The sequence below is a fragment of the Variovorax sp. PBS-H4 genome, from assembly GCF_901827205.1.
Lineage (GTDB): Bacteria > Pseudomonadota > Gammaproteobacteria > Burkholderiales > Burkholderiaceae_C > Variovorax.
This window is the reverse complement of sequence record NZ_LR594675.1, coordinates 191,179-209,392: the sequence shown is the minus strand read 5'-3', so window position 1 is coordinate 209,392 and position 18,214 is coordinate 191,179. Positions and strand designations below refer to the sequence as shown.

Genomic DNA, 18,214 nt, shown 5'->3' with positions numbered 1-18,214 from the left:
CGCATGAAGACGGACATCGCTCCATGAGTTCGCTGAAAGAATTACAGGACCTGATCCAGGAAAAGTACGGCCTCGACCCGGCAGCGCTCGACCCCAACGCATCCATGCGCGACAAGGGCTTCGATTCGCTCACGCTGGTCGAATTCGTGTTCGCGGTCGAAGACCATTTCAAGATTTCCATGCCCGACACGGACGTGAACGTCGACACGCTGGCCGAGCTGGCAGCCATGGTCGACAAGACCCTGGCGGCGCAGCCGGCATCGGCCCCAGCCAAGTGAGCGCCGTGGAGGTCGCGGTCAGCGGATTGGGCGTCGTGAGCCCGCACGGCGATGACCCCGGCGCCATGTTCGACGCGCTGATGCGCGGCGAATCGGCGCTGCGGCCCGTGCTGCCCGAGTTGCCCAAGCCCACCACCGCCGCACTCGCCCCGTTCGACGTGTCGCGCTGGTTCACCAAGCTGCAGTTGGCCGGCGTGGATCGCGTGAGCCAGATGGCCGTGGCTGCCGCCGACCTGGCGGTGCGGGACGCCGGCACGCTCGGCGATGCCGACCCCGAGCGCATCGGCGTCTATGTCGGTTGCGGCATGGGCGGCGCCGCCGCGGTCGAGACCGCCTACCGCGGCGCCAGCACGCGCATGCCGCCGCTCACCGTTCCCTCCTTCATGCCCAACGCGCCGGCCGCGCAGGTGGCGATGCGCCAGCAGGCGCAGGGGCCGGTGCTCACCTACTCGGTGGCTTGCGCATCGTCCAGCGTGGCGCTGGCCGAGGCCGCGAAGGCGGTGGGGCGCGGCGAGGTCGACGTGGCCATTGCCGGCGGCAGCGAGGCGCTGATCGTGCCCGGCGTGGTGCTCGCCTGGCAGGCCATGCAGACGCTCGCCACCTTCGCGCCCGGCGAGGAGGCGCGCGCCGTCCGCCCCTTTTCCACCGACCGCAGCGGCTTCGCGCTGGGCGAAGGCGCCGCCTTCGTGGTGCTCGAATCCGTGGAGCGTGCCCGCGCGCGTGGCGCACGCACCTATGCGCGGCTGGCTGGCTGGGGCATCGGCTCCGACGCGACCCATCTCACCAAGCCCGACACCCCCGGACAGGCCCGTGCGATGCGCGCCGCGCTGCGTTCGGCCGGGCTCGCGCCGCGCGACATCGGCTACTGCAATGCGCACGGCACCGCCACCCGCATCGGCGACGTGGTCGAGCGCAATGCGCTGGCAGAGGTCTGGGGCGAGGCCACGCTCGGCGATCTGCAGGTGAGCTCCACCAAGGCCCTGCACGGCCACCTGCTCGGTGCAGGGGGCGCGCTCGAAGCGGTGATCACCGTGCTGGCGCTGTACCGGCGGCAGTTGCCGCCCAACGCCCATTGCACGGCCATGGACCCGGAGTGCCGGTTGAACCTGGTGCTTCAGGGCGGCGTGGCGGCGCCGAAGCTGGAAGCCGCGATCAGCAACTCCTTCGCCTTCGGCGGCACCAATTCGGTATTGGTCTTCCGCCGCGCCTGAAGGCGCTCACTCCGCGAGCCGCAGCCCTCGGCGGTGGACGCTCTCGACGATCTCCCGCAGCGAATTGCGGCCCAGCCGCGAGAGCACGAAGAGCTTTTTCGCCGGGACGCGCGTCAGGTCACGCACCGTGTGCAGCTCGTTGAGGCGCAACACGTTGGTGGTGCGAAGCGACAGTCTCAGAACTTCGATGTCGGCATCCAGCAGGGACTCGGTCGCAGGCCGGATTGCGATGGCTTGACCCTCATTCATGGGGACGTCTCCGAAAACAATGCCTGGAACTTGCACAGTTCATGCCATCCATTCAAGCCCTGAAACGGCAGGTATTTCGCTCGGAAACCATCCCCGCAGCCCAGATTTCAGGCAATCCGTCTGCCTTGATTTCAGTCACTGTATCGAGGCCCGACAGGGTTTTCCGCAACGCTTGGCGCAGCTGCAGCTGATCACCGCGCCGTGCGACCGCCGCCAAGTGCGGGGGTTGGCTCTTGGCTGACAGGCAAGCCGTCATGGCGGCGCCAGAATGGCCAGCCGGGTCCACGCGCCGGCGCCGCACCGCTCGAAGGAGAAGATCATGAAGCTTCGGACACTCTCGCTGGCCCTTGCCTCGCTGGCATTCGCCGCCCTCGCAGGCTGCGAACCAAAGCCGCAGCCGCCGAAGGCGCAGCAGGCCTTACTTGCCGAGGTGGTCGCGCACGTCCTGCACTGAGCTGCCGACGGCGGCAACGGCGAGACGAAGCTCCGTTTCGCTCACGCCGAACGCTTCGGTCCAGTAGTCGACATCGCTCGAGTCGGTGACGTCGATCAGCCGCACGTTCGCCATGTTGGCGACGGACGGCATGAACAGATGGGCGGGGGAAATCATGGCTTCACGCATGGCTTTGTGGGGTGAGGTGGATCTTGTGCAAGAGCCTGCCTTCGCATACGTCACGGCCTCGTAGGAAAAGCCTGCATCGTCCTATGCGGCAAAGGCGCACGCGGGCCACAGCGCGTCAAAGCCATCGGCCGCATGGCCTATGCCGGCGACGACGACATGTCGCGTTCCTTCAAGATGGGCACGACCCCCGCGCCTAAGCTGAGCTCCTTCATCGGTCACCCGACCACCCGAGGAATGAAGGAGAAAGACATGCAGGATTTCGAGAGGGCCATCGCCGCCGCCGGTTGCCGCATTCGCCCCGCCGCGCGCCATGAGGCCACGCCCATCGCATCGATCCGGATGGCCGCGTATTCCCAGTACCGAAGGAGCGTGCCGCCGGCCGTCTTCGAGGCCTACCTCGACGACCTGCGCCACGTCGAAAAGCCCGAGCAAGGCACTCAGCTGCTGGTCGCTGAATGGCAGGGCCGGGTGGTGGGCAGCGTGGTGTTCTACGCCGACGCCGGCCTCGAAGGTCTGGGCCTGCCCGAGGGCTGGGCAGGCTTTCGCAAGCTTGCGGTGCATCCGGATGCCCGCGGCCGCGGGCTGGGGCGCCGCCTCGCCCAGTACTGCGTGGCGCGGGCGCGCGAACTCGGCGCGCCGACGATGGGCATCCACGGCTCGTCGTTCATGACGACCGCCTGCAAGCTGTACCAGCAGATGGGGTTCGTTCGCTGCCCCGAGCACGATCTGCGTGCCACGGCCATCCTGGGGTTGGCACCGTCGGAGCACGATGTGACCGTGATCGCGTTTCACATGAACCTGCGCAGCCACTAGCGGCCAGGCTGGCCCGAGGCAGGGCGCGCTCATCGAGCTGCACGCAGGGCGCTGTAGGGGTTCAGCGGCGTCCCCTTCCACCATTGCTTTTCCGGCCCGAGCAGGAACACCGCGAAGTGCAGATGCGGCGCGTCGCGTGCGGCGTTGCCGCTGCTTCCCACGTAGCCGATCAGGTCGCCCCTCCACAGCTGCATGCCCTCGCGAATACCTGCGGCGTAGCCGTCGAGGTGCGCGTAGTAGTAGGCCAGCTGCTCGGACGGATCGAACTGGTAGACGGTCAAGCCGCCGTGCCGGCTGTCGAACAGCTTGACCAGCCTTCCGTCGTCCACCGCGCGAACGGGCGTGCCGCGCGGCGCCATGATGTCGAGTGCCTCGTGGCGGTGATCGGGGCGGCCGTCGGCGAAGGTGTCACGCACACTCTCGGGCCGCACGCCATCGACGGGGAATCGCAGTGAACGCGCCGCGAGCAATGCTTGCCCCACGCTCGGGGCTTCGGCCCGGGCCTGTAGCCACCCCGGCACCAGCAAGCACGCAGATGCCGCTGCCAGGCGTCGCCGCGAGATGTGCATCTGCTCGTCTTCAGGCTTTCACTTCGACGGCAAAGCCTGCTTTTGCGAGCTGCGACAGGCGGGCGGCATCCCAGTTGGTCAGGTGAATGCAGCCATTGGTTTCTTCGCGGCCCACGCGCTCCGGCGTGGGCGTGCCGTGGATGCCCCAGTGCGGCTTGGACAGCCCCAGCCACACGTTGCCGATCGGGTTGTTGGGCCCCGCGGCGAGCTCGACCTTCGAGGCATCGGCAGGCGCCTTCTTGAGGAGCGCCGGGTCGTAGGTGAAGGTCGGGTCCTTCACCTCGTTGATGATCTTCATCTTGCCGAGCGGCAATGGGTCGAGCGGACCGCCGATGCTGATCGGAAATCCCGCCAACGGCTTGCCGGCACCATCGAGGACGAACAGCATGTGCGCGCTCTTGTCGATCTCGATGGACTTCGCCGCCTTCACCACGCCCGCATCGGCCTTGCCCGTGACGTTGACGACCACGATCGGGCTGCCGGCCTCGAACCGTGCGCCCCGGTTCAGCTCCGCCAGCGCCTTCGGAGACATGTGGAACTTTTCGGAGAGGGCTTCCTGCAAGGTCTCATAGCCCATCGACTTGAGCTTGGCACGCTCGGGCATGTCCTTCGGGATGCGCGTGAACGGCCCGGCCACCTCCTCGTCGGTCAGCTCGTGGAGCTGGAACAGGGGCTCCGTGTCGACCTTCAGCGCGGCCCAGGTGGCGTCGTCGACCTTGCCGCTTTCCGTCAGGCCATGGGCCTTCTGGTAGGCCGCGACGACCCGGCGCATGTTGGCGCCGAAGCCGCCGTCGATCTCGCCCGGCGAGAACCAGGCGCGATCGAGGAGGACCTGTGCGCGCATGACCGCGGGGCCACGTGCACCTTGCGCCAGCACTGGTGTTTCGCCGACGGCATTGAGCCGGTCGAGCGCGGCCGGGCCCGTCGCGGCGCTGCCGACTGCCGGAGGACCATTGCGCGCGGCCGTCGCCAGGCAGGGCATCGCCCCCGTGCCGCCCACGGCCAGCAGGGCCGCAGCCCGTAGAAAGGTTCTGCGAAAGGTAGTCATTGGATAGAGGGCGTTGGTGAAGCTGGAGGCACCATAGGGTGCGCCGGGCGTCGAGCCTTGTAGTCGCAAGCAGACACAAATGCTCAGCTCTCGTCGACGGCGCAAGGCGATGCGACCGAAGTCCTGTCAGCGCATTCCTACGTCATAAAGCGGTTCACGCGACTGATCCATGGCCACGGCGGCGCGGCCGGGCCGCTACGATCGTAGTCTCCGTTCCCGGCCAACGCCGACACGGAACACAACCACGGAAGAGGAAGCTCAATGACTGAACCCGCGCCACTGCTGGCGACGCTGCGCGATGAAGAAAAAGACGTGATCGATGCCTGGCTGACCGAGGCGCAGATCGTCGACGCCGATGTCCGGAAAGCCGCCAATGCCGAGGCCAGCGAGTTGCTGCGCCAGCTGCGCGATGCACTGCAGGCCGGAAGCGACCCCTCGCGCCTCGACGGCCCCGGCTGGGCGCCCTTGCGCGATTCGCTGGCCACCCTGTCGCGTTCGCGCGCGGCCAAGGGCCGCACGGCGGGGGAAACCAGCCTCTTCGTGCTGGCGTTGAAGAAGCCCCTGTTCGACGCGATCCAGCGGCGCGAGGCCAAGGACCCGGCCGCGATGGGCAAGGCGTTGTGGGCGCTGTCCACCATGGTGGACCAGTGGGCCCAGCAAACCGTCGATACCTACCAGCGGGCGCGGGAAGACATCATCCGGCGCCAGCAGGAAGAGTTGCTGGAACTGTCGACGCCGGTGGTCAAGCTGTGGGAAGGCGTCCTGGCCGTGCCCATGATCGGCGTGCTCGACAGCAGCCGCACGCAGATGGTGATGGAAGCGCTCCTGCAGGAGATCGTCGCGACCGGCTCGGAGCTCGCCATCATCGACATCACCGGGGTGCCGACCGTCGACACCCTCGTCGCCCAGCACCTGCTGAAGACCGTGACCGCGATCCGCCTGATGGGCGCCGACTGCATCATCAGCGGCATCCGTCCCCAGATCGCCCAGACCATCGTGCACCTGGGCATCGACCTGCAAGGGGTGCGCACCAAGGCGACGCTCGCCGATGCGCTGGACCTGGCCCTGCGGCAGACCGGCTGGCGCATCGAGCGCAGCAAGTAGGCAGAGGCAGGCGTTCATGGACCGTATTCCGATTTTGCGGATGGGCGATACCCTGCTGGTGACCATCCAGGTCGATATGCAGGACCAGACCGCACTGACATTGCAGGACGACCTGGCAAACCAGATTGCCAAGACCCGCGCCTCGGGCGTGATGATCGACATCTCGGCGCTGGAGATCGTCGATTCCTTCGTCGGCCGCATCCTGACCAGCATCTCGGGCATCACCGGCATCCTGTCCGCCACCACCGTCGTGGTGGGCATGCAGCCGGCGGTCGCCATCACGCTGGTCGAACTGGGCCTCTCGCTGGAGGGTGTAAAGACTGCGCTGAACGTCGAGCGCGGGCTGGAGCTGCTGCGGCGCTCCCGCCTGGAGAGCAGCGTTGAACCCTGAACCGACCGGCAGCCTGCCGCTTCAAAGCGAGCAGCACATCGTGGCGAGCCGGCAGATGGTGCGCGCCCTGTGCCAGGGCCTGAAGTTTTCCCTGGTGGACCAGACCAAGATGATCACCGCCGCCAGTGAACTGTCGCGCAACACGCTGGTCCATGGCGGCGGCGGCCAAATGCGCTGGGAGCATGTGGAGCGCAACGGCAAGCCCGGCTTGCGGCTGCACTTCGAGGACCAGGGCCCGGGCATCCCCGACGTCGCCCTGGCCTTGTCCGACGGCTGGACCAGCGGCACCGGCATGGGCCTGGGGCTGCCCGGCAGCAAGCGCCTGGTGAACGAGTTCGACCTTGCGTCGGTCGTCGGGCAGGGCACGCGCGTGAGCATCACCAAGTGGAAGTAACCGCCGGCTGGACCCACAGGGCATTCCCCATGGAGGATGCCAGCCGCGTCGGGGAGGCCCGGCGCCACGCCGCGCAACTCGCGGCCGGCATGGGCTGGAGCGAGCTCGATGCCGGCCGGCTGGCGCTGGTGATCACCGAGCTCGGCACCAACCTGCAGCGCCATGCCCACCAGGGACGGCTGCTGATCGCCGCGCGGCCGCAGGCGAGCGAGGTCGAAATCCTAGGCATCGACGAAGGCCCCGGCATTCCCGACATCGCGCTGGCCATGCGGGACGGGCACTCTTCGGGCAGCACGCCGGGCACTGGCCTGGGAGCCGTGAAGCGCGTCGCCGATGCCTTCGAGATCCATTCCACCATGCCGGAAGGGACCGTCAGCGTTGCCCGGGTGCGCGCCGCCGGCTCGCGGCGCGAAACGGTCCGACCAGGTCCCGGGTCGATCCTGATCGGCGCGGTCTGCCTGCCGGCGCCCGGCGAAACGGTCAGCGGCGACGCCTGGGCCGCAGCTGCAACCGATGCCGACTGCAACGCGGTGCTCCTGGCCGATGGCCTGGGGCATGGCCCCGAGGCCGCCAAGGCGTCGCTCGCAGCCACGGCCAGCTTTGCGCAGGCTCCGGCCGCCGAGCTGCACGCCACCCTGGAGCGCGTGCACCAGGCGCTGCAGACGACCCGCGGCGGCGCGGTGTGCGTCGCGCGCGTGGACGCTGCCGCCTCGACCCTGACCTTTACCGGCGCAGGCAACATCTCGGGGCGCATCGTGTCGGGCGTGTTCGACAAGGCCTTCATCACGCAGCACGGAACCGCCGGCATCAGAATCCGCAAGCCTGAAGTGACGAGCGCCGAGCTGCCGCCGCACGCGGTCGTGATCCTGCACAGCGACGGCATCGAGACCCGCTGGTCGGCCGAGCGCATCCGCCCCCTGCTTCAGCGCGACCCCACACTGGTCGCCTGCGTTCTTTTGCGCGACCATACGCGACACCGCGACGACGCTACCGTCGTGGTCTTGCGCCGAAAGGAGTAGCCGATGGTCAACACCGCAGCGGCGTCCGACAGCGCCGAACTGGCTCAGGCACTGGCCTCCAGCCGTCAGGAAGCCGACGAACTGCGTGCGGAACTGGAAGAAACCAACCGCGGCGTGGTGGCCCTGTATGCCGAGCTCGATGCGCAGGCGGATCAACTGCGCAAGGCCACCGAGCTCAAGAGCCGCTTCCTGGCCTACATGAGCCACGAGTTCCGCACGCCGATCGGTGCCATCCGGAGCATCGCGCGCATCCTCAGCGACCAGGTCGACGGGCAGCTCACGCCGGAGCAGCACAAGCAGGTGGCCTTCGTCGATTCGACGGCGGCCGAGCTCGCCGACATGGTGGACGATCTGCTGGACCTCGCCAAGATCGAGGCCGGCCGCGTCGACATCTCGCCGGCCTGGTTCGAGATGGTCGACCTGTTCTCCGCCCTCCGCGGCATGTTCCGGCCCGTTCTCGTGAACCCGGCCACTGCCCTCATCTTCGAAGAGCCCGAAGGACTTCCGCGGCTCTATACCGACGACCGCAAGCTGTCGCAGATCCTGCGCAACTTCATTTCCAACGCCTTGAAGTTCACGCCCGAGGGCGAGGTGCGCGTGAAGGCGACGCGCGTCGCCGAGACTTCCGTCCGCTTCTCGGTTTCCGACACCGGCATCGGCATCGCGCCCGAGCACCACAAGGCCGTCTTCGACGACTACGCGCAGGTCGACTCGCCGGTGCAGAAGCGCCTGCGCGGCACCGGGCTGGGCCTGGCCCTGAGCCGGCGCCTGGCCGTGCTGCTCGGCGGCGACGTGGAAGTCCAGAGCGAGCTCGGCAAGGGCTCGGTCTTCTCCGTGGTGTTGCCGGTTCGGCTGGTCGGCTCGGCGCCGGGCGAGCAGCACGCGCCATGACGCCCGAGCCGGTCATCAGCATCACGATCGACCGTTCCCTGCACACGGTGCTGGTGGTGGACGACAACCCGGCCACGCGCTATGCCACCGAGCGCGTCATTCGCGCTGCCGGCTTCGCCACCCTGCAGGCCGGCACCGGCACCGAGGCGCTGCGCCTGGCGAGGCAGCAGGTCTCGGCCGTGGTGCTCGACGTGCATCTGCCGGACCTGGACGGGTTCCAGGTCTGCCGCGAGCTGCGGGCGCTGCCGGCCACCTCCACCTTGCCGGTGGTCCATCTTTCGGCCACCTTCGTACGCGCCGAGGACAAGGTCGCCGGCCTCAACGCCGGTGCCGACGCCTATCTGATCCATCCGGTCGAGCCGCCCATCCTGGTCGCGACCTTGCAGGCGCTGATCCGCGCGCGCATGGCCGAGGAGAAGCAGCGCAGCAGCGAGGCGCGCTTCAGGGAGATCTACGACCAGGCCCCGATCGGCCTCGCGCTGATCACGCCCGACGGAACCTTCGCCGACGTCAATCCGGCGATGGTGAACATGCTGGGCGAAACACGCGAAGCGCTGATCGGCCAGCCCGTCTTCGCCCTGGTGCCGGAGGATTGGACCGAGCGGATGCAGGAGCAGTTCGCCGGCACGTCGCAGCGCGCCGCTTCGTGGCACGGCGAGATTCCGCTCAAGCGGCGCGACGGCTCCTGGATCCGACTGGAATGGAAGATGTCGGCCTTCGACGAGGCGGGCCTGCGCGTTGCCATCGGTGTCGACGTGTCGGAACGCTTCGAGCTGGAGAACCGCCGGCGCGAGGTGCTCGAGCGCGAGCAGGCGGCGCGCGCCGCGGCCGAGCGCCTGAGCCGCACCAAGGACGACTTCGTCGCCGTGCTGTCGCACGAGCTGCGCAATCCGCTCAATGCCATCGGCGGATGGGTGCACCTGCTGAGGCGCAGCAACCGCACGCCCGATCAGATGGAGAGAGGGCTCGACGCCATCGACCGCAGCGTCAAGGCCCAGGCGCGCTTGGTCGCCGACATCCTCGACGTCTCGCGCATCAGCTCGGGCAAGCTGCGCCTGCATCGCGAATGGGTCGAGCCGCGTTCGCACGTGGCCTCCGCCATCGAGGCGCTGTCCGAGCCCGCGGCGGCCAAGCGCGTGACGATCGAATTCGACAAGGCCCGCGCCGATCCGCCCGCCTACATCGATGCCACGCGCTTTCAGCAGATCGTGTGGAACCTGTTGTCGAACGCGATCAAGTTCTCGGACGACGGCGGGCGCGTTCGCATCGAGATGGGCAGGCAGGACGACCAGCTTTTGCTCTCGGTGCAGGACTTCGGGCGGGGCATCGCCAGCGACTTCCTGCCGCACCTGTTCGACCGGTTCTCGCAGAGCGACTCTCCGGACAACCGCCGGCATGGCGGCCTGGGGCTGGGGCTGTCCATCGTCAAGAATCTGGTCGAGTTGCATGGCGGCACCATCTCGGCAGACAGCGCCGGCGAAGAGCGGGGCACCACCCTGCACGTGTCGATCCGTGCATTGCCCAACGGCGACGTGCCGATCGTCCAGCTGGAAGAAGCCGATGCACAGCACGCGGACGAGCGCGCCGCGCACAGCCTGGCGAATGTCAACGTGCTGGTGGTGGAGGACAACGCCGATGCCAGCGAGATCCTGACCGTGGTCCTGGCCGAAGCCGGCGCCGCGGTGCGCCTCGCCTGCGACTACGAGAGCGCCCTGCAGCTCCTCGGCGAACAATGGCCGGACGTGCTGGTGAGCGACATCGGCATGCCCGGACGCGATGGCTACGACCTGATCCGCGAGGTGCGGCACCTGGAGAGCACCGATGGCCGGCCGAAGGTCTTTGCCGTGGCGCACACGGCCTTTACCAGGCCGCAGGACCATGACAAGGCGAACGAAGCAGGCTTCGACGCTCACTTGGGAAAGCCACTGCAGCCGCACGCTTTGCTCGCCCTGCTCGGCGAGGCCTTGGCGACCCAGCGCTTGCGAGGCTAGCTCGCCCCTGTCTTGCTCCCTCTCCCCCTGGGAGAGGGCGGGGGTGAGGGCACGCAGCCCCCAATACAGCGCACCGTTTATCAAGACTGCGCTCAACTCTCTCTGCCTATTCCCCGTCGGGCCGCCAATGCATCAGCGCCATTCGCCCCAAGGCCGTGATGTCGCGCACCACTACGCCCGTCTGCGGACCTCCGCCCCAAGGATCGAGCGTCACTTGCATCGCGGCCTTCACGTGGCCCGCCAGTATCAGGACGCGGACGGCTTCGATGTCCGCGTCGTTGGTCAGGACGTGGGGAAAGCGGGCGTGGGCGATGCGGTGGAGCAGGGCGAGGGGCATGGGGCCTCAGAGCACCATGGATCTTGTGAGGACCGCGGGCGAGGCCATTGAGTGCCAGGACAGGATGGCGTCCAGACCAGTACGCAACGTCAAATCAATATCCTGAAGTTCAGTCGCATATTGTGACTTAAAAGCGGCTGACTTAAAAGCAGCACCACATGAGACTCCAGCGCAGTGCCCAGCCCAACCAGCTCTGCCAAGCAACCCGACCTTTCGGCAAGAGAGGTGCTTGCCGTCAATCTCATTCGATCGCGGACGCAGAAGGGATGGTCGCAGGAGACCCTTGCTCTGGAGGCTGGCCTACACAGGACGTTCGTGGCCCATGTGGAACGACAAGCTCGCAACATCTCGCTCGACAACCTTGAGCGCTTGGCCTTTGCGCTGCAACTGAAGCCGTATCAGCTTTTGAAGCCCTGATGGATTGACAGGCCTGCTAGATGCTGTTTCTTGGATCTCGTTGCGACTCCGTGCCGAGCTTGCGACGGGCAACGTCGTGAGGCTGCTTTAGACCGGGGTGCAGACCGTGGAAGAGGCCGATGCGAGTGGCTGCTCTGCGCGCCATTGCGGTCACTCGGCTTTCCCGAAAGCGGCCGTTCAAGCTGATGGGCCGGAACCGGGCCCGTTGCTGTCGACCAGCTTCCAACGAAGCGGACCGTCGCGGAATTCGGCGGTCGCCAGGAACCGTCGTTCCGGGACAGCAGCAAAGCTCCTTGCTATTCCAGCCCATCCTTCTTCATCTCAGCCAGAGCCCAACCCTTGTGCGAGGTGAAGAAGAACAGCCGCCACCTGCCGCCCTCGAAGCGCCAGCGGCTGAAGCTGGGATCGCTCACGTCCTCGCGCTTGTACTTGCCGTCGGTCTTGGGCGGGATCAGTCCGACCTGCCGCAATTCCACACTGGCAGTTCCGTCTGGCATCATCCGCACGCGCTTGACATCCCATTTCAGGTCGGTGTTCTTCACGTCGTACTCGAAGGTGGTTTTTACCGCCTGCTTGCCCTTCATGCGCTCGTAGTAGTCCTGTGTTTGCGTGAACCAGACGTCGTCGGCCATCAACGCCAGCCAGGCATTCACGTCGTGCCGGTTCCAGGCTTTCTCGAACTGGGTGATGGCTTCTCGCAAGGCCGCTTCGGTGCCGGCCCCCTGGACCTTCTTCGATTGCGCCCCCGCGGTACGCCCGAACATCGTCGTCACGGCTGCCATGCCCAACATGAGAACTCGTCGCTTATTCATTGCTGAGTTCCTCCTAAACCGAAGCCTGGGTGTCGTGGCTAACGTTGTCAAGTCAGGGATCAGTACGCGCGCGTAAATCCGCCGTCGTGCAGCAGGTTCGCGCCGGTCATGTGATCCGAGAATGCGCCTAGCAGTTGCTCGACGACGACGGCCACTTCTTCAGGCTGACCATACTTGCCCAAAGGAATGTTCGAGGTCTCGTCGGCCAGCCGCTGAGCGAAACTGATGCCTGCCTGGTCGGCGCGCCGTTGCAGCGACGCCGAATAGTCGGGCGTCAGCGTGGCGCCGAGCGACAAGGTGTCGACGTGGATCCCGCGCTCGCCCAGCGCAAACGCCAGTGTCTTCGCCTCGGCCAGCCAAGCGCAGCGCAGCACATTGCTCGTCGCGTAGTGGCCGAGCGCCTGTACCGACGTGATTGCCGAGATGATCACCACCTTGGCGCGTCTGCCCCGAGCCGGGTCGGCGTCCATCGCAATGATCGCGGCCTTAAGCAGCCCCAACGGGCAGATGAAGCTACGCTGGAACAGCGTTCGCCAAGTGTCGTTGGGCGGTACCCAGTCGTTTGTGGGAGGCATCTGCGGTGGCATCATCACGACGCCGTCGAGCAATAAGCCCCTATCGGCGAGCCGTTCGCCGAAGGCGGGAATCCCAGCGTCGTCACCCATGTCGACCGGGATCGCTTCGTAGCGGCCCGGTCGAATCGATCGCAGCTCCTCGCGCAGCGCAAGCAGCCTGCCTTCATCGCGTGCTGCAAGGACCAGCTCATGCCCCGATTGCGCCAGCCGGGTGCAAACGGCGCGTCCAATACCGCCGCTCGCGCCGGTGACGAGAATGGATCTGTCATTGCTCCATATCGACCGGCGGGATCTAGCCGAGATGCGCCGAAGGTGCTCCGACTCTGTTCCATCGGTGGCGCCGGCAGCTTCGGCACCACATGGCTGTAGAAGTAAGTGTCACGCGCGGGCACGGCAAGTGTCGAGGTCGTAGCAGGTCTAACGGGACGTCTATGTCCATCGGGCGGCGCAGGTGGAGGCGGCCTACTCAGCGAGCACAAACCTTGCGGAAAGCCTGCCCAGCATGTCGAAGGTGTTGATGAACTCGACCCCAAAGTGCTGGCAGACATTGGGAATCAGAAACTTGCGACGTATGTCTAGATTCAATTGTTCGTGCGTGACGACGGTGGTGCCGGTCACGCGTGCCTTTGCTATCAGCCAAGGGTCGGCCCCGCTGAGGAATTCGTCCAAAGCGCCGGCCCTCATCGCAAGAGCTTGAGCCGCTACGTGACTTGCGACTTCTGCAAACGCAATCTGCGTAGCTTCATCCGACTCGGGCATGAACAAATCCGCATGAGCGACGGCCCATTCGGCGAGGTCGTCAGTGCCGCGCCGCAGCTCCGCCCCGACACTCTCCACGCTCGCAAGCGTGCCGGCTTCCTTCCCGCGCGTCAGCCAAGTCCAGTAACCGGGGCAAATGTGCATCTGGTAGTAGCGGTTTTTCGCTTCGATGAGGGTGTTCGCATCTAGGAGATAACTCATACGCCAACTTGCTCCGCAAACTCACGAATCTTGCTCGGCTGCACTCCTAAGAGGCGGCCCGCCTCGCGCAGCAACATTCGACCGCTCAGGGCCTCGGTGACGACGGCCTGCGCGAATCGGAGGCTGTTCTTTGCCCCGGCATTGCGGTAAAAATTTCCGCCGCCGCCTTCTAACATGCGAAAGGCGGCCAGTTCCGCAAGATAGCGCTCCGTGTACGTCGCATGGTCGACCAAGCCTAAATCCAGCGCCCTTCGCATGACCACGAGTCGACTCACATGGAATCGCCGAGCCAGTTCTGCAAGCCGTTGGGCCATCTCGGGAGCTGCCGACTCCCAAAGTGGCACGAACAGTTCACGCGGCGCCAGAAATTCGCCTGCGACCGCATTGCAGAACGTCTCCTCTCGACGAGAGTTGCCGGGGGCCAAGTTCGAGACGCCGCTACTGCCGAGCCAGATGTGAGCCAATTCGTGCAGCAGGGTAAAAAGACGGGCCGACGGCGCGTCTGCAGAGTTAATGAACACGACGGGCGCCAGCGGGTTGCTGATGGCGAAACCACGGAACTCGCCGACGTCTAGTTTGCGTCGAGTGTTGTTACCGACGATACCGCTGCGCATTACCAGCACGCCCACGCGTTCAGCGGCATCGACGATGTCGCGGAAATACGCTTCCCAGGTGCGCTGTCCTTGTTCTGCTTCGAGGTCCAGCACTTGGCGCATATCGGCCGCCACGTCGACGACGTTCGAATGAACGCCAAAGCGACCCACAAACGGCAGGGGCTCGAGCCCATGGTCTCGCTGGTACTCGAGGTACCACTCCTGACGTCGCAAGGCAATGCGGACGGTTTCGAGGAGGTCCACGCTCGGCCGAGGAACTGCTGCGCCGCCGACAGTTCGCAAGTCTGGCAACGGGAGTGCTTCGTTGGGCGGCTCGTGCAGGAACAGATATCCAAACGGAGCATGCACCGCATGAGCGAGCTTTTGCGCCTGCCTGAAAGTTGGGCGGCTCTCAGCGTCCTCCCACGCAGCCAACTGCTGCACTTTGACGCCCGCCGCTTGTGCCGTATCCTCCAAGTCGAGGCCTGCACGTTCGCGCGCCCAGCGCAGCAGCGTTGGATTGACGTAGGCTTGGGTGGGCATGTGCGCAGGATAAGGGATTTTCTTCGGCCACCTGAAGAAGGCGGCCGGGCCGGAACGCCAGGATCGCCTTAGTTCCGGTTTAAAGCCCACGCTCGAACGTGCCGCCGATAGAACGGACGGGCCACAGTTTCTGCTTTCGCGGCACGCCGCCCGAACGCACTTCAGGTCGGGCGCTCAACCGACCTACTCAGGTCGTCGATGCCTGACCTCCACCAGCCTTCAGCAGCGCGAGGATGAAGAGAGAAGGCTCGACATTCGATACCAGCCCTCGCGCGATGTCGCGACGCTACATGAAGCTCGCTCCAGCTTCAGCCGGTCACGAGGTTGTTGGCTTCCCGGTGCCAAGCGGCCCCGTCAAATTGAACCGGACGCGGATCTTCTCTCGGAGCGCTGGATGGATTCCTGCAGGGTCAACCAGCAATCCAAACTGTTGCTTGTTGTGATGGTGCGAAAGCTGGTGCAGGCCAAAGGCATGCATCATGGCGTTGCGACGCGCGCCGACATCTTGCGCGTGGTTCACGGACTCCTTGACTGCCTTGAGCACGAAGCTCCCCTTGTTGGCAATCTTCCTGGCCAGGTTCAGCGCGCTTTCCATCAAGGCCTCTGCGGCGAAGATCTGGTTGACCATGCCGCACTGCTTCGCATCCTGAGCGCTCAGCCAATCCCCGGTCATCAGCCATTCCTTGGCCTTGCGTGTACCCAGCTCCCAGGGATGCATGAAGAACTCGACGCCTGCCACGCCGAACTCGAGCGTGGGATCGCGAAAACGGGCATCTTCAGCGGCCACGATCATGTCGCAGCACCAGGCAAGCATGAGTCCCCCTGCTACGCAAGAACCCTGCACCGCTGCAATCGTCGGCTTGGCCAGGTTCCTCCACCGTTCACACATCTCGAGGTAGATCTCCTTTTCCCGTCCATAGAGACCTTCGACGCCGGGCCCATCGAAAGCGGCCCAGGTACCGACCGTGCGGAAGTCGCGCCAGGTTCTGTGATGGTCGCCACCCATGTCATGCCCGGCCGAAAAATGATCGCCGTCCCCCGAGAGGATGATGACCTTGACCTTGTCGTCCTGCGCAGCGCGGTCGAACGCTGCATTCAGCGCATAGGTCATCTCCATGTTCTGTGCGTTGCGCACGGCAGGTCGCGACATCGCGATGTTCACGATGTCCTGCGTGAGGTGCTCGTAGCGCACGCCGTCGTATGTGTTGGGATCGAAAGATGTTGACTGCATGGGAGTGTCTGCTGTGTCAGCGCTGATGGTCGGGATAAAGAGGGATGGGCCGGATCTCGGCACCCGTGGCGGATGCAATGTGCTCGCGCATTCGCGAGGTGATCTCGGCCTGCATTTCGCCGGGGGCGGGATACAGCTTCTCGATGTCGTCGAGGATCGACGGCATTCGGTCAGTGACCGGAACACCCAGCGCCAGCGCCCACTTTTCAACCTGGAAGATGAATTCGGGGCTCACACGCGGGGGAATCTCGGCGTTCATGCGGTCGCCCATGGCCTCGTCCAGTGAAACGAAGTCGACCGCTGCTGCCCGGAAGGCATCCAGAATCTGCTCCAAGCAGTCGGCGGCGATCGAAGTGCCATGGATCAGCCAGATGTGGATCGGGTCGCGACCGAAGACCGCTCTCGCGTTCGCCGCATGAGTCCGCAACTCGTGCATCGCACTTTCGACATAGGCGCGACGTATTTGGGCTGCGTCTTCAGGTGAACCGCGCTTCAGAACCCGACAGTACGCCGCGTTCCAACGGATATCGTGAAATCCGATGCTCACCGGGATCGGCGTGTAGCCCATGCCCTCGAGCCTGTCCAGGATCGCATCGCATTTGCAGGCCGTGTCACCCCAAAGGTCCATGCAAAATCGGAAGCAGCGTCGCGGCGCCTGGTTGATGTAGCGGCCCAGGTACTTCTCTGCCTCCTCGATGTCGCGCGCGTAGGCATCTGCGTCCAACCAGTTGAGCGGTGGATGGTTGTGCGTATGGTTGGCCACATGGTGGCCGCTCTCGACCCACAGGTCGAAGACCTTGAGCAAGCTCTCGTCGTCTTCCAGGGGCGCAGTATTGGAGAATTGGTACACCCCGGCCACGCGATGCGCCTTCAGGGCAGAGATCATTGCTCGAATGTTTGATGGCACACTGTGCCCGGGAGCCATCGGGACTCCTCGGAGCAGCAGCATGTCGTCGATCGTGATGGCGATCTTCAGTCTTCCCAGAGGTGAAACGGGCACGTGAGACTCGCGGCTGCCGGGGGTGAAATGCATGATGCGCGGCGACTTGGTTGACGATCGCAGAGCATCGTCGTTACGGATGCCCGGGTCTATTCAACAAACCGAAAGGTGACTTTCAGCATGGAAAAGTGGCGGCAGTCGAACGGTGAAGGTGCAGCCCGGATGTCGCGCTTTCAATGGTAGACAGCACTCCGCCACGGCAGCAGGGCGGGCCCAGGCGCTCGGTCCACTTCGATCTCGCCGACCTCCGCTTGATGGTGCGCATCGCTGACACGAACAGTCTCACGCGTGCGGCCGAACAGGTCCACACCTCCCTTCCGGCTGCAAGCAATCGGGTCAAGCAGCTGGAGCAATCGGTCGGCACGCGGCTGATGAACCGCACCAGCAAGGGTTTGACACTGACGAGCGCCGGCCAGACGATGATCAAACACTCGCGGCTGATCCTGGAGCAGATCGAGCAGCTGCGCGGTGAGATGCTCGATATCGCCGAGGGCGTCGACGGGCGCTTGCGCATCATGGCCAGCACAACGGCCGTCAGCGAGTTTCTGCCTTCGGTGATCGAACGGTTTCTTGCAGGCCGGCCTCGAACCAGCATTGACCTGCGCGAGCGCCTGTCGAGCGACATCGTCCGCGCCGTTGCGGATGGCGTTGTGGATGTCGGAGTGATCCTTGAAAACGTCGGCACGTCGGGGTTGGAGATCTATCCCTACCGCACCGACCATATGGTGCTTGCCGTCCCTTCAGGACACCCACTGGCCGACAGGCAGGCTGTTTCGTTTGCAGAGACGCTGGACTTCGATCACGTCGGGCTCTCCCAGTCAAGCACCCTGCATGCGTTCTTGCAGCAGCAGGCCGAGATGCTCCGGCGACACATCAGTCTTCGCGCCCAGGTCGGGAATTTCGAGGCCCTGTGCCGGATGGTTCAGGCGCGAATCGGCGTGGGTGTGCTCACCCATCTGCCGGCCGTGCGCCATGCAAAGTCCATGAACATCCGCATCGTCGACCTGGAGGACGAGTGGTCCATTCGGCCTCAGTACATCTGCATCCGAAATTCGGATGAAATGCCGCCCTTCGTGCGCGACTTCGTCGAGATGTTGCGCGCAGACGCACGCGATAGCCAATCCCATCCGGCTGACACATAGCGGATTAAGCAGGGCGAAACCGCT

General features: G+C 65.3%; 22 protein-coding genes. 11 read left to right on the top strand and 11 right to left on the bottom strand.

What is annotated here, in order from left to right; translation table 11 throughout:
• Nucleotides 1-23 precede the first annotated feature (23 nt).
• Both E5CHR_RS01020 and E5CHR_RS01015 read left to right on the top strand, forming a co-directional pair.
• Nucleotides 24-278: an acyl carrier protein gene (locus E5CHR_RS01020; protein WP_162577965.1), complete on the top strand. Its 255-nt coding sequence runs from the start codon at nucleotides 24-26 to the stop codon at nucleotides 276-278.
• A complete protein-coding gene (locus E5CHR_RS01015; protein ID WP_162577964.1) occupies nucleotides 275-1,489 on the top strand; it encodes a beta-ketoacyl-[acyl-carrier-protein] synthase family protein in 1,215 nt (404 codons plus the stop codon). Before E5CHR_RS01020 ends, E5CHR_RS01015 begins: the two co-directional genes overlap by 4 nt.
• A 6-nt stretch (nucleotides 1,490-1,495) precedes the next feature.
• Here the strand turns inward: E5CHR_RS01015 and E5CHR_RS01010 are convergent, their stop codons facing one another.
• Both E5CHR_RS01010 and E5CHR_RS01005 read right to left on the bottom strand, forming a co-directional pair.
• Nucleotides 1,496-1,738: a DNA-directed RNA polymerase subunit alpha C-terminal domain-containing protein gene (locus tag E5CHR_RS01010; RefSeq protein WP_162577963.1), complete on the bottom strand. Its 243-nt coding sequence runs from the start codon at nucleotides 1,736-1,738 to the stop codon at nucleotides 1,496-1,498.
• Between the two features lie 418 nt (nucleotides 1,739-2,156).
• The gene (locus tag E5CHR_RS01005; RefSeq protein WP_332061174.1) at nucleotides 2,157-2,348 is read right to left on the bottom strand and encodes a DUF3606 domain-containing protein; all 192 of its coding nucleotides are present in this window, start codon (nucleotides 2,346-2,348) and stop codon (nucleotides 2,157-2,159) included.
• A 144-nt stretch (nucleotides 2,349-2,492) separates the two neighbouring features.
• Between E5CHR_RS01005 and E5CHR_RS01000 the strand changes: the two genes are divergently transcribed.
• A complete protein-coding gene (locus E5CHR_RS01000; protein WP_162577962.1) occupies nucleotides 2,493-3,173 on the top strand; it encodes a GNAT family N-acetyltransferase in 681 nt (226 codons plus the stop codon).
• 29 nt (nucleotides 3,174-3,202) lie between these two features.
• Here E5CHR_RS01000 and E5CHR_RS00995 read toward each other — a convergent pair whose 3' ends face one another.
• Together E5CHR_RS00995 and E5CHR_RS00990 are read right to left on the bottom strand one after the other, a co-directional pair.
• Complete coding sequence (locus tag E5CHR_RS00995) at nucleotides 3,203-3,655, bottom strand: M23 family metallopeptidase (RefSeq protein WP_232061909.1); 453 nt, start codon at nucleotides 3,653-3,655, stop codon at nucleotides 3,203-3,205.
• 97 nt (nucleotides 3,656-3,752) lie between these two features.
• Nucleotides 3,753-4,790 (bottom strand): L,D-transpeptidase family protein, encoded by a 1,038-nt coding sequence (locus E5CHR_RS00990; RefSeq protein WP_162577960.1) that lies wholly within the window; start codon nucleotides 4,788-4,790, stop codon nucleotides 3,753-3,755.
• Between the two features lie 261 nt (nucleotides 4,791-5,051).
• Between E5CHR_RS00990 and E5CHR_RS00985 the strand changes: the two genes are divergently transcribed.
• Genes E5CHR_RS00985 through E5CHR_RS00960 form a run of 6 tightly spaced genes read left to right on the top strand, consistent with a single transcriptional unit; the run spans nucleotide 5,052 to nucleotide 10,580 of the window.
• Entirely contained in the window at nucleotides 5,052-5,894 is an 843-nt protein-coding gene (locus E5CHR_RS00985; protein ID WP_162577959.1) for an STAS domain-containing protein, read from the top strand.
• Between the two features lie 16 nt (nucleotides 5,895-5,910).
• The gene (locus tag E5CHR_RS00980) at nucleotides 5,911-6,285 is read left to right on the top strand and encodes an STAS domain-containing protein (protein WP_162577958.1); all 375 of its coding nucleotides are present in this window, start codon (nucleotides 5,911-5,913) and stop codon (nucleotides 6,283-6,285) included.
• On the top strand, nucleotides 6,275-6,679 hold the full coding sequence (locus tag E5CHR_RS00975) for an anti-sigma regulatory factor (RefSeq protein WP_162577957.1): 405 nt from the start codon (nucleotides 6,275-6,277) through the stop codon (nucleotides 6,677-6,679). Before E5CHR_RS00980 ends, E5CHR_RS00975 begins: the two co-directional genes overlap by 11 nt.
• The gene (locus E5CHR_RS00970; protein ID WP_232061908.1) at nucleotides 6,670-7,698 is read left to right on the top strand and encodes an ATP-binding SpoIIE family protein phosphatase; all 1,029 of its coding nucleotides are present in this window, start codon (nucleotides 6,670-6,672) and stop codon (nucleotides 7,696-7,698) included. The genes E5CHR_RS00975 and E5CHR_RS00970 overlap by 10 nt, the downstream gene beginning before the upstream one ends.
• Before the next feature lie 3 nt (nucleotides 7,699-7,701).
• On the top strand, nucleotides 7,702-8,589 hold the full coding sequence (locus E5CHR_RS00965) for a sensor histidine kinase (protein WP_162577956.1): 888 nt from the start codon (nucleotides 7,702-7,704) through the stop codon (nucleotides 8,587-8,589).
• Nucleotides 8,586-10,580, top strand: coding sequence for a hybrid sensor histidine kinase/response regulator (locus tag E5CHR_RS00960; RefSeq protein WP_162577955.1), 1,995 nt, complete (start codon nucleotides 8,586-8,588; stop codon nucleotides 10,578-10,580). The genes E5CHR_RS00965 and E5CHR_RS00960 overlap by 4 nt, the downstream gene beginning before the upstream one ends.
• 106 nt (nucleotides 10,581-10,686) lie before the next feature.
• On the opposite strand, the gene E5CHR_RS00955 is transcribed toward E5CHR_RS00960, so the two are convergent.
• Complete coding sequence (locus E5CHR_RS00955) at nucleotides 10,687-10,917, bottom strand: hypothetical protein (protein WP_162577954.1); 231 nt, start codon at nucleotides 10,915-10,917, stop codon at nucleotides 10,687-10,689.
• Nucleotides 10,918-11,091: 174 nt separating this feature from the next.
• On the opposite strand from E5CHR_RS00955, the gene E5CHR_RS00950 reads away from it, so the two are divergent.
• Entirely contained in the window at nucleotides 11,092-11,334 is a 243-nt protein-coding gene (locus E5CHR_RS00950) for a helix-turn-helix domain-containing protein (protein ID WP_162577953.1), read from the top strand.
• Nucleotides 11,335-11,630: 296 nt separating this feature from the next.
• Here the strand turns inward: E5CHR_RS00950 and E5CHR_RS00945 are convergent, their stop codons facing one another.
• From E5CHR_RS00945 to E5CHR_RS00920, 6 genes are all read right to left on the bottom strand, one after another.
• On the bottom strand, nucleotides 11,631-12,146 hold the full coding sequence (locus E5CHR_RS00945) for a nuclear transport factor 2 family protein (RefSeq protein ID WP_162577952.1): 516 nt from the start codon (nucleotides 12,144-12,146) through the stop codon (nucleotides 11,631-11,633).
• Between the two features lie 59 nt (nucleotides 12,147-12,205).
• Nucleotides 12,206-12,979, bottom strand: coding sequence for an SDR family oxidoreductase (locus E5CHR_RS00940; protein ID WP_269474074.1), 774 nt, complete (start codon nucleotides 12,977-12,979; stop codon nucleotides 12,206-12,208).
• 204 nt (nucleotides 12,980-13,183) lie between these two features.
• On the bottom strand, nucleotides 13,184-13,681 hold the full coding sequence (locus tag E5CHR_RS00935; protein WP_162577951.1) for a DUF4411 family protein: 498 nt from the start codon (nucleotides 13,679-13,681) through the stop codon (nucleotides 13,184-13,186).
• Nucleotides 13,678-14,817, bottom strand: coding sequence for an XRE family transcriptional regulator (locus E5CHR_RS00930; RefSeq protein ID WP_162577950.1), 1,140 nt, complete (start codon nucleotides 14,815-14,817; stop codon nucleotides 13,678-13,680). The genes E5CHR_RS00935 and E5CHR_RS00930 overlap by 4 nt, the downstream gene beginning before the upstream one ends.
• Nucleotides 14,818-15,133: 316 nt before the next feature.
• Nucleotides 15,134-16,048 (bottom strand): enoyl-CoA hydratase, encoded by a 915-nt coding sequence (locus E5CHR_RS00925; protein ID WP_162583500.1) that lies wholly within the window; start codon nucleotides 16,046-16,048, stop codon nucleotides 15,134-15,136.
• A gap of 16 nt (nucleotides 16,049-16,064) precedes the next feature.
• Nucleotides 16,065-17,081, bottom strand: coding sequence for a polysaccharide deacetylase family protein (locus E5CHR_RS00920; protein WP_162577949.1), 1,017 nt, complete (start codon nucleotides 17,079-17,081; stop codon nucleotides 16,065-16,067).
• Between the two features lie 143 nt (nucleotides 17,082-17,224).
• Here E5CHR_RS00920 and E5CHR_RS00915 point away from each other — a divergent pair, with 143 nt between their 5' ends.
• Entirely contained in the window at nucleotides 17,225-18,190 is a 966-nt protein-coding gene (locus tag E5CHR_RS00915; protein ID WP_162577948.1) for a LysR substrate-binding domain-containing protein, read from the top strand.
• Nucleotides 18,191-18,214: the final 24 nt, after the last annotated feature.

Coding starts and splice junctions, on each gene's coding strand:
- E5CHR_RS00990 (WP_162577960.1), bottom strand. CDS start 4,790: ATGACTACCTTTCGCAGAACCTTTCTACGGGCTGCGGCCCTGCTGGCC.
- E5CHR_RS01010 (WP_162577963.1), bottom strand. CDS start 1,738: ATGAATGAGGGTCAAGCCATCGCAATCCGGCCTGCGACCGAGTCCCTG.
- E5CHR_RS01005 (WP_332061174.1), bottom strand. CDS start 2,348: ATGATTTCCCCCGCCCATCTGTTCATGCCGTCCGTCGCCAACATGGCG.
- E5CHR_RS01020 (WP_162577965.1), top strand. CDS start 24: ATGAGTTCGCTGAAAGAATTACAGGACCTGATCCAGGAAAAGTACGGC.
- E5CHR_RS00920 (WP_162577949.1), bottom strand. CDS start 17,081: ATGCATTTCACCCCCGGCAGCCGCGAGTCTCACGTGCCCGTTTCACCT.
- E5CHR_RS00960 (WP_162577955.1), top strand. CDS start 8,586: ATGACGCCCGAGCCGGTCATCAGCATCACGATCGACCGTTCCCTGCAC.
- E5CHR_RS00980 (WP_162577958.1), top strand. CDS start 5,911: ATGGACCGTATTCCGATTTTGCGGATGGGCGATACCCTGCTGGTGACC.
- E5CHR_RS00945 (WP_162577952.1), bottom strand. CDS start 12,146: ATGAATAAGCGACGAGTTCTCATGTTGGGCATGGCAGCCGTGACGACG.
- E5CHR_RS00985 (WP_162577959.1), top strand. CDS start 5,052: ATGACTGAACCCGCGCCACTGCTGGCGACGCTGCGCGATGAAGAAAAA.
- E5CHR_RS01000 (WP_162577962.1), top strand. CDS start 2,493: ATGGCCTATGCCGGCGACGACGACATGTCGCGTTCCTTCAAGATGGGC.
- E5CHR_RS00930 (WP_162577950.1), bottom strand. CDS start 14,817: ATGCCCACCCAAGCCTACGTCAATCCAACGCTGCTGCGCTGGGCGCGC.
- E5CHR_RS00925 (WP_162583500.1), bottom strand. CDS start 16,048: ATGCAGTCAACATCTTTCGATCCCAACACATACGACGGCGTGCGCTAC.
- E5CHR_RS00955 (WP_162577954.1), bottom strand. CDS start 10,917: ATGCCCCTCGCCCTGCTCCACCGCATCGCCCACGCCCGCTTTCCCCAC.
- E5CHR_RS00915 (WP_162577948.1), top strand. CDS start 17,225: ATGGTAGACAGCACTCCGCCACGGCAGCAGGGCGGGCCCAGGCGCTCG.
- E5CHR_RS00965 (WP_162577956.1), top strand. CDS start 7,702: ATGGTCAACACCGCAGCGGCGTCCGACAGCGCCGAACTGGCTCAGGCA.
- E5CHR_RS00935 (WP_162577951.1), bottom strand. CDS start 13,681: ATGAGTTATCTCCTAGATGCGAACACCCTCATCGAAGCGAAAAACCGC.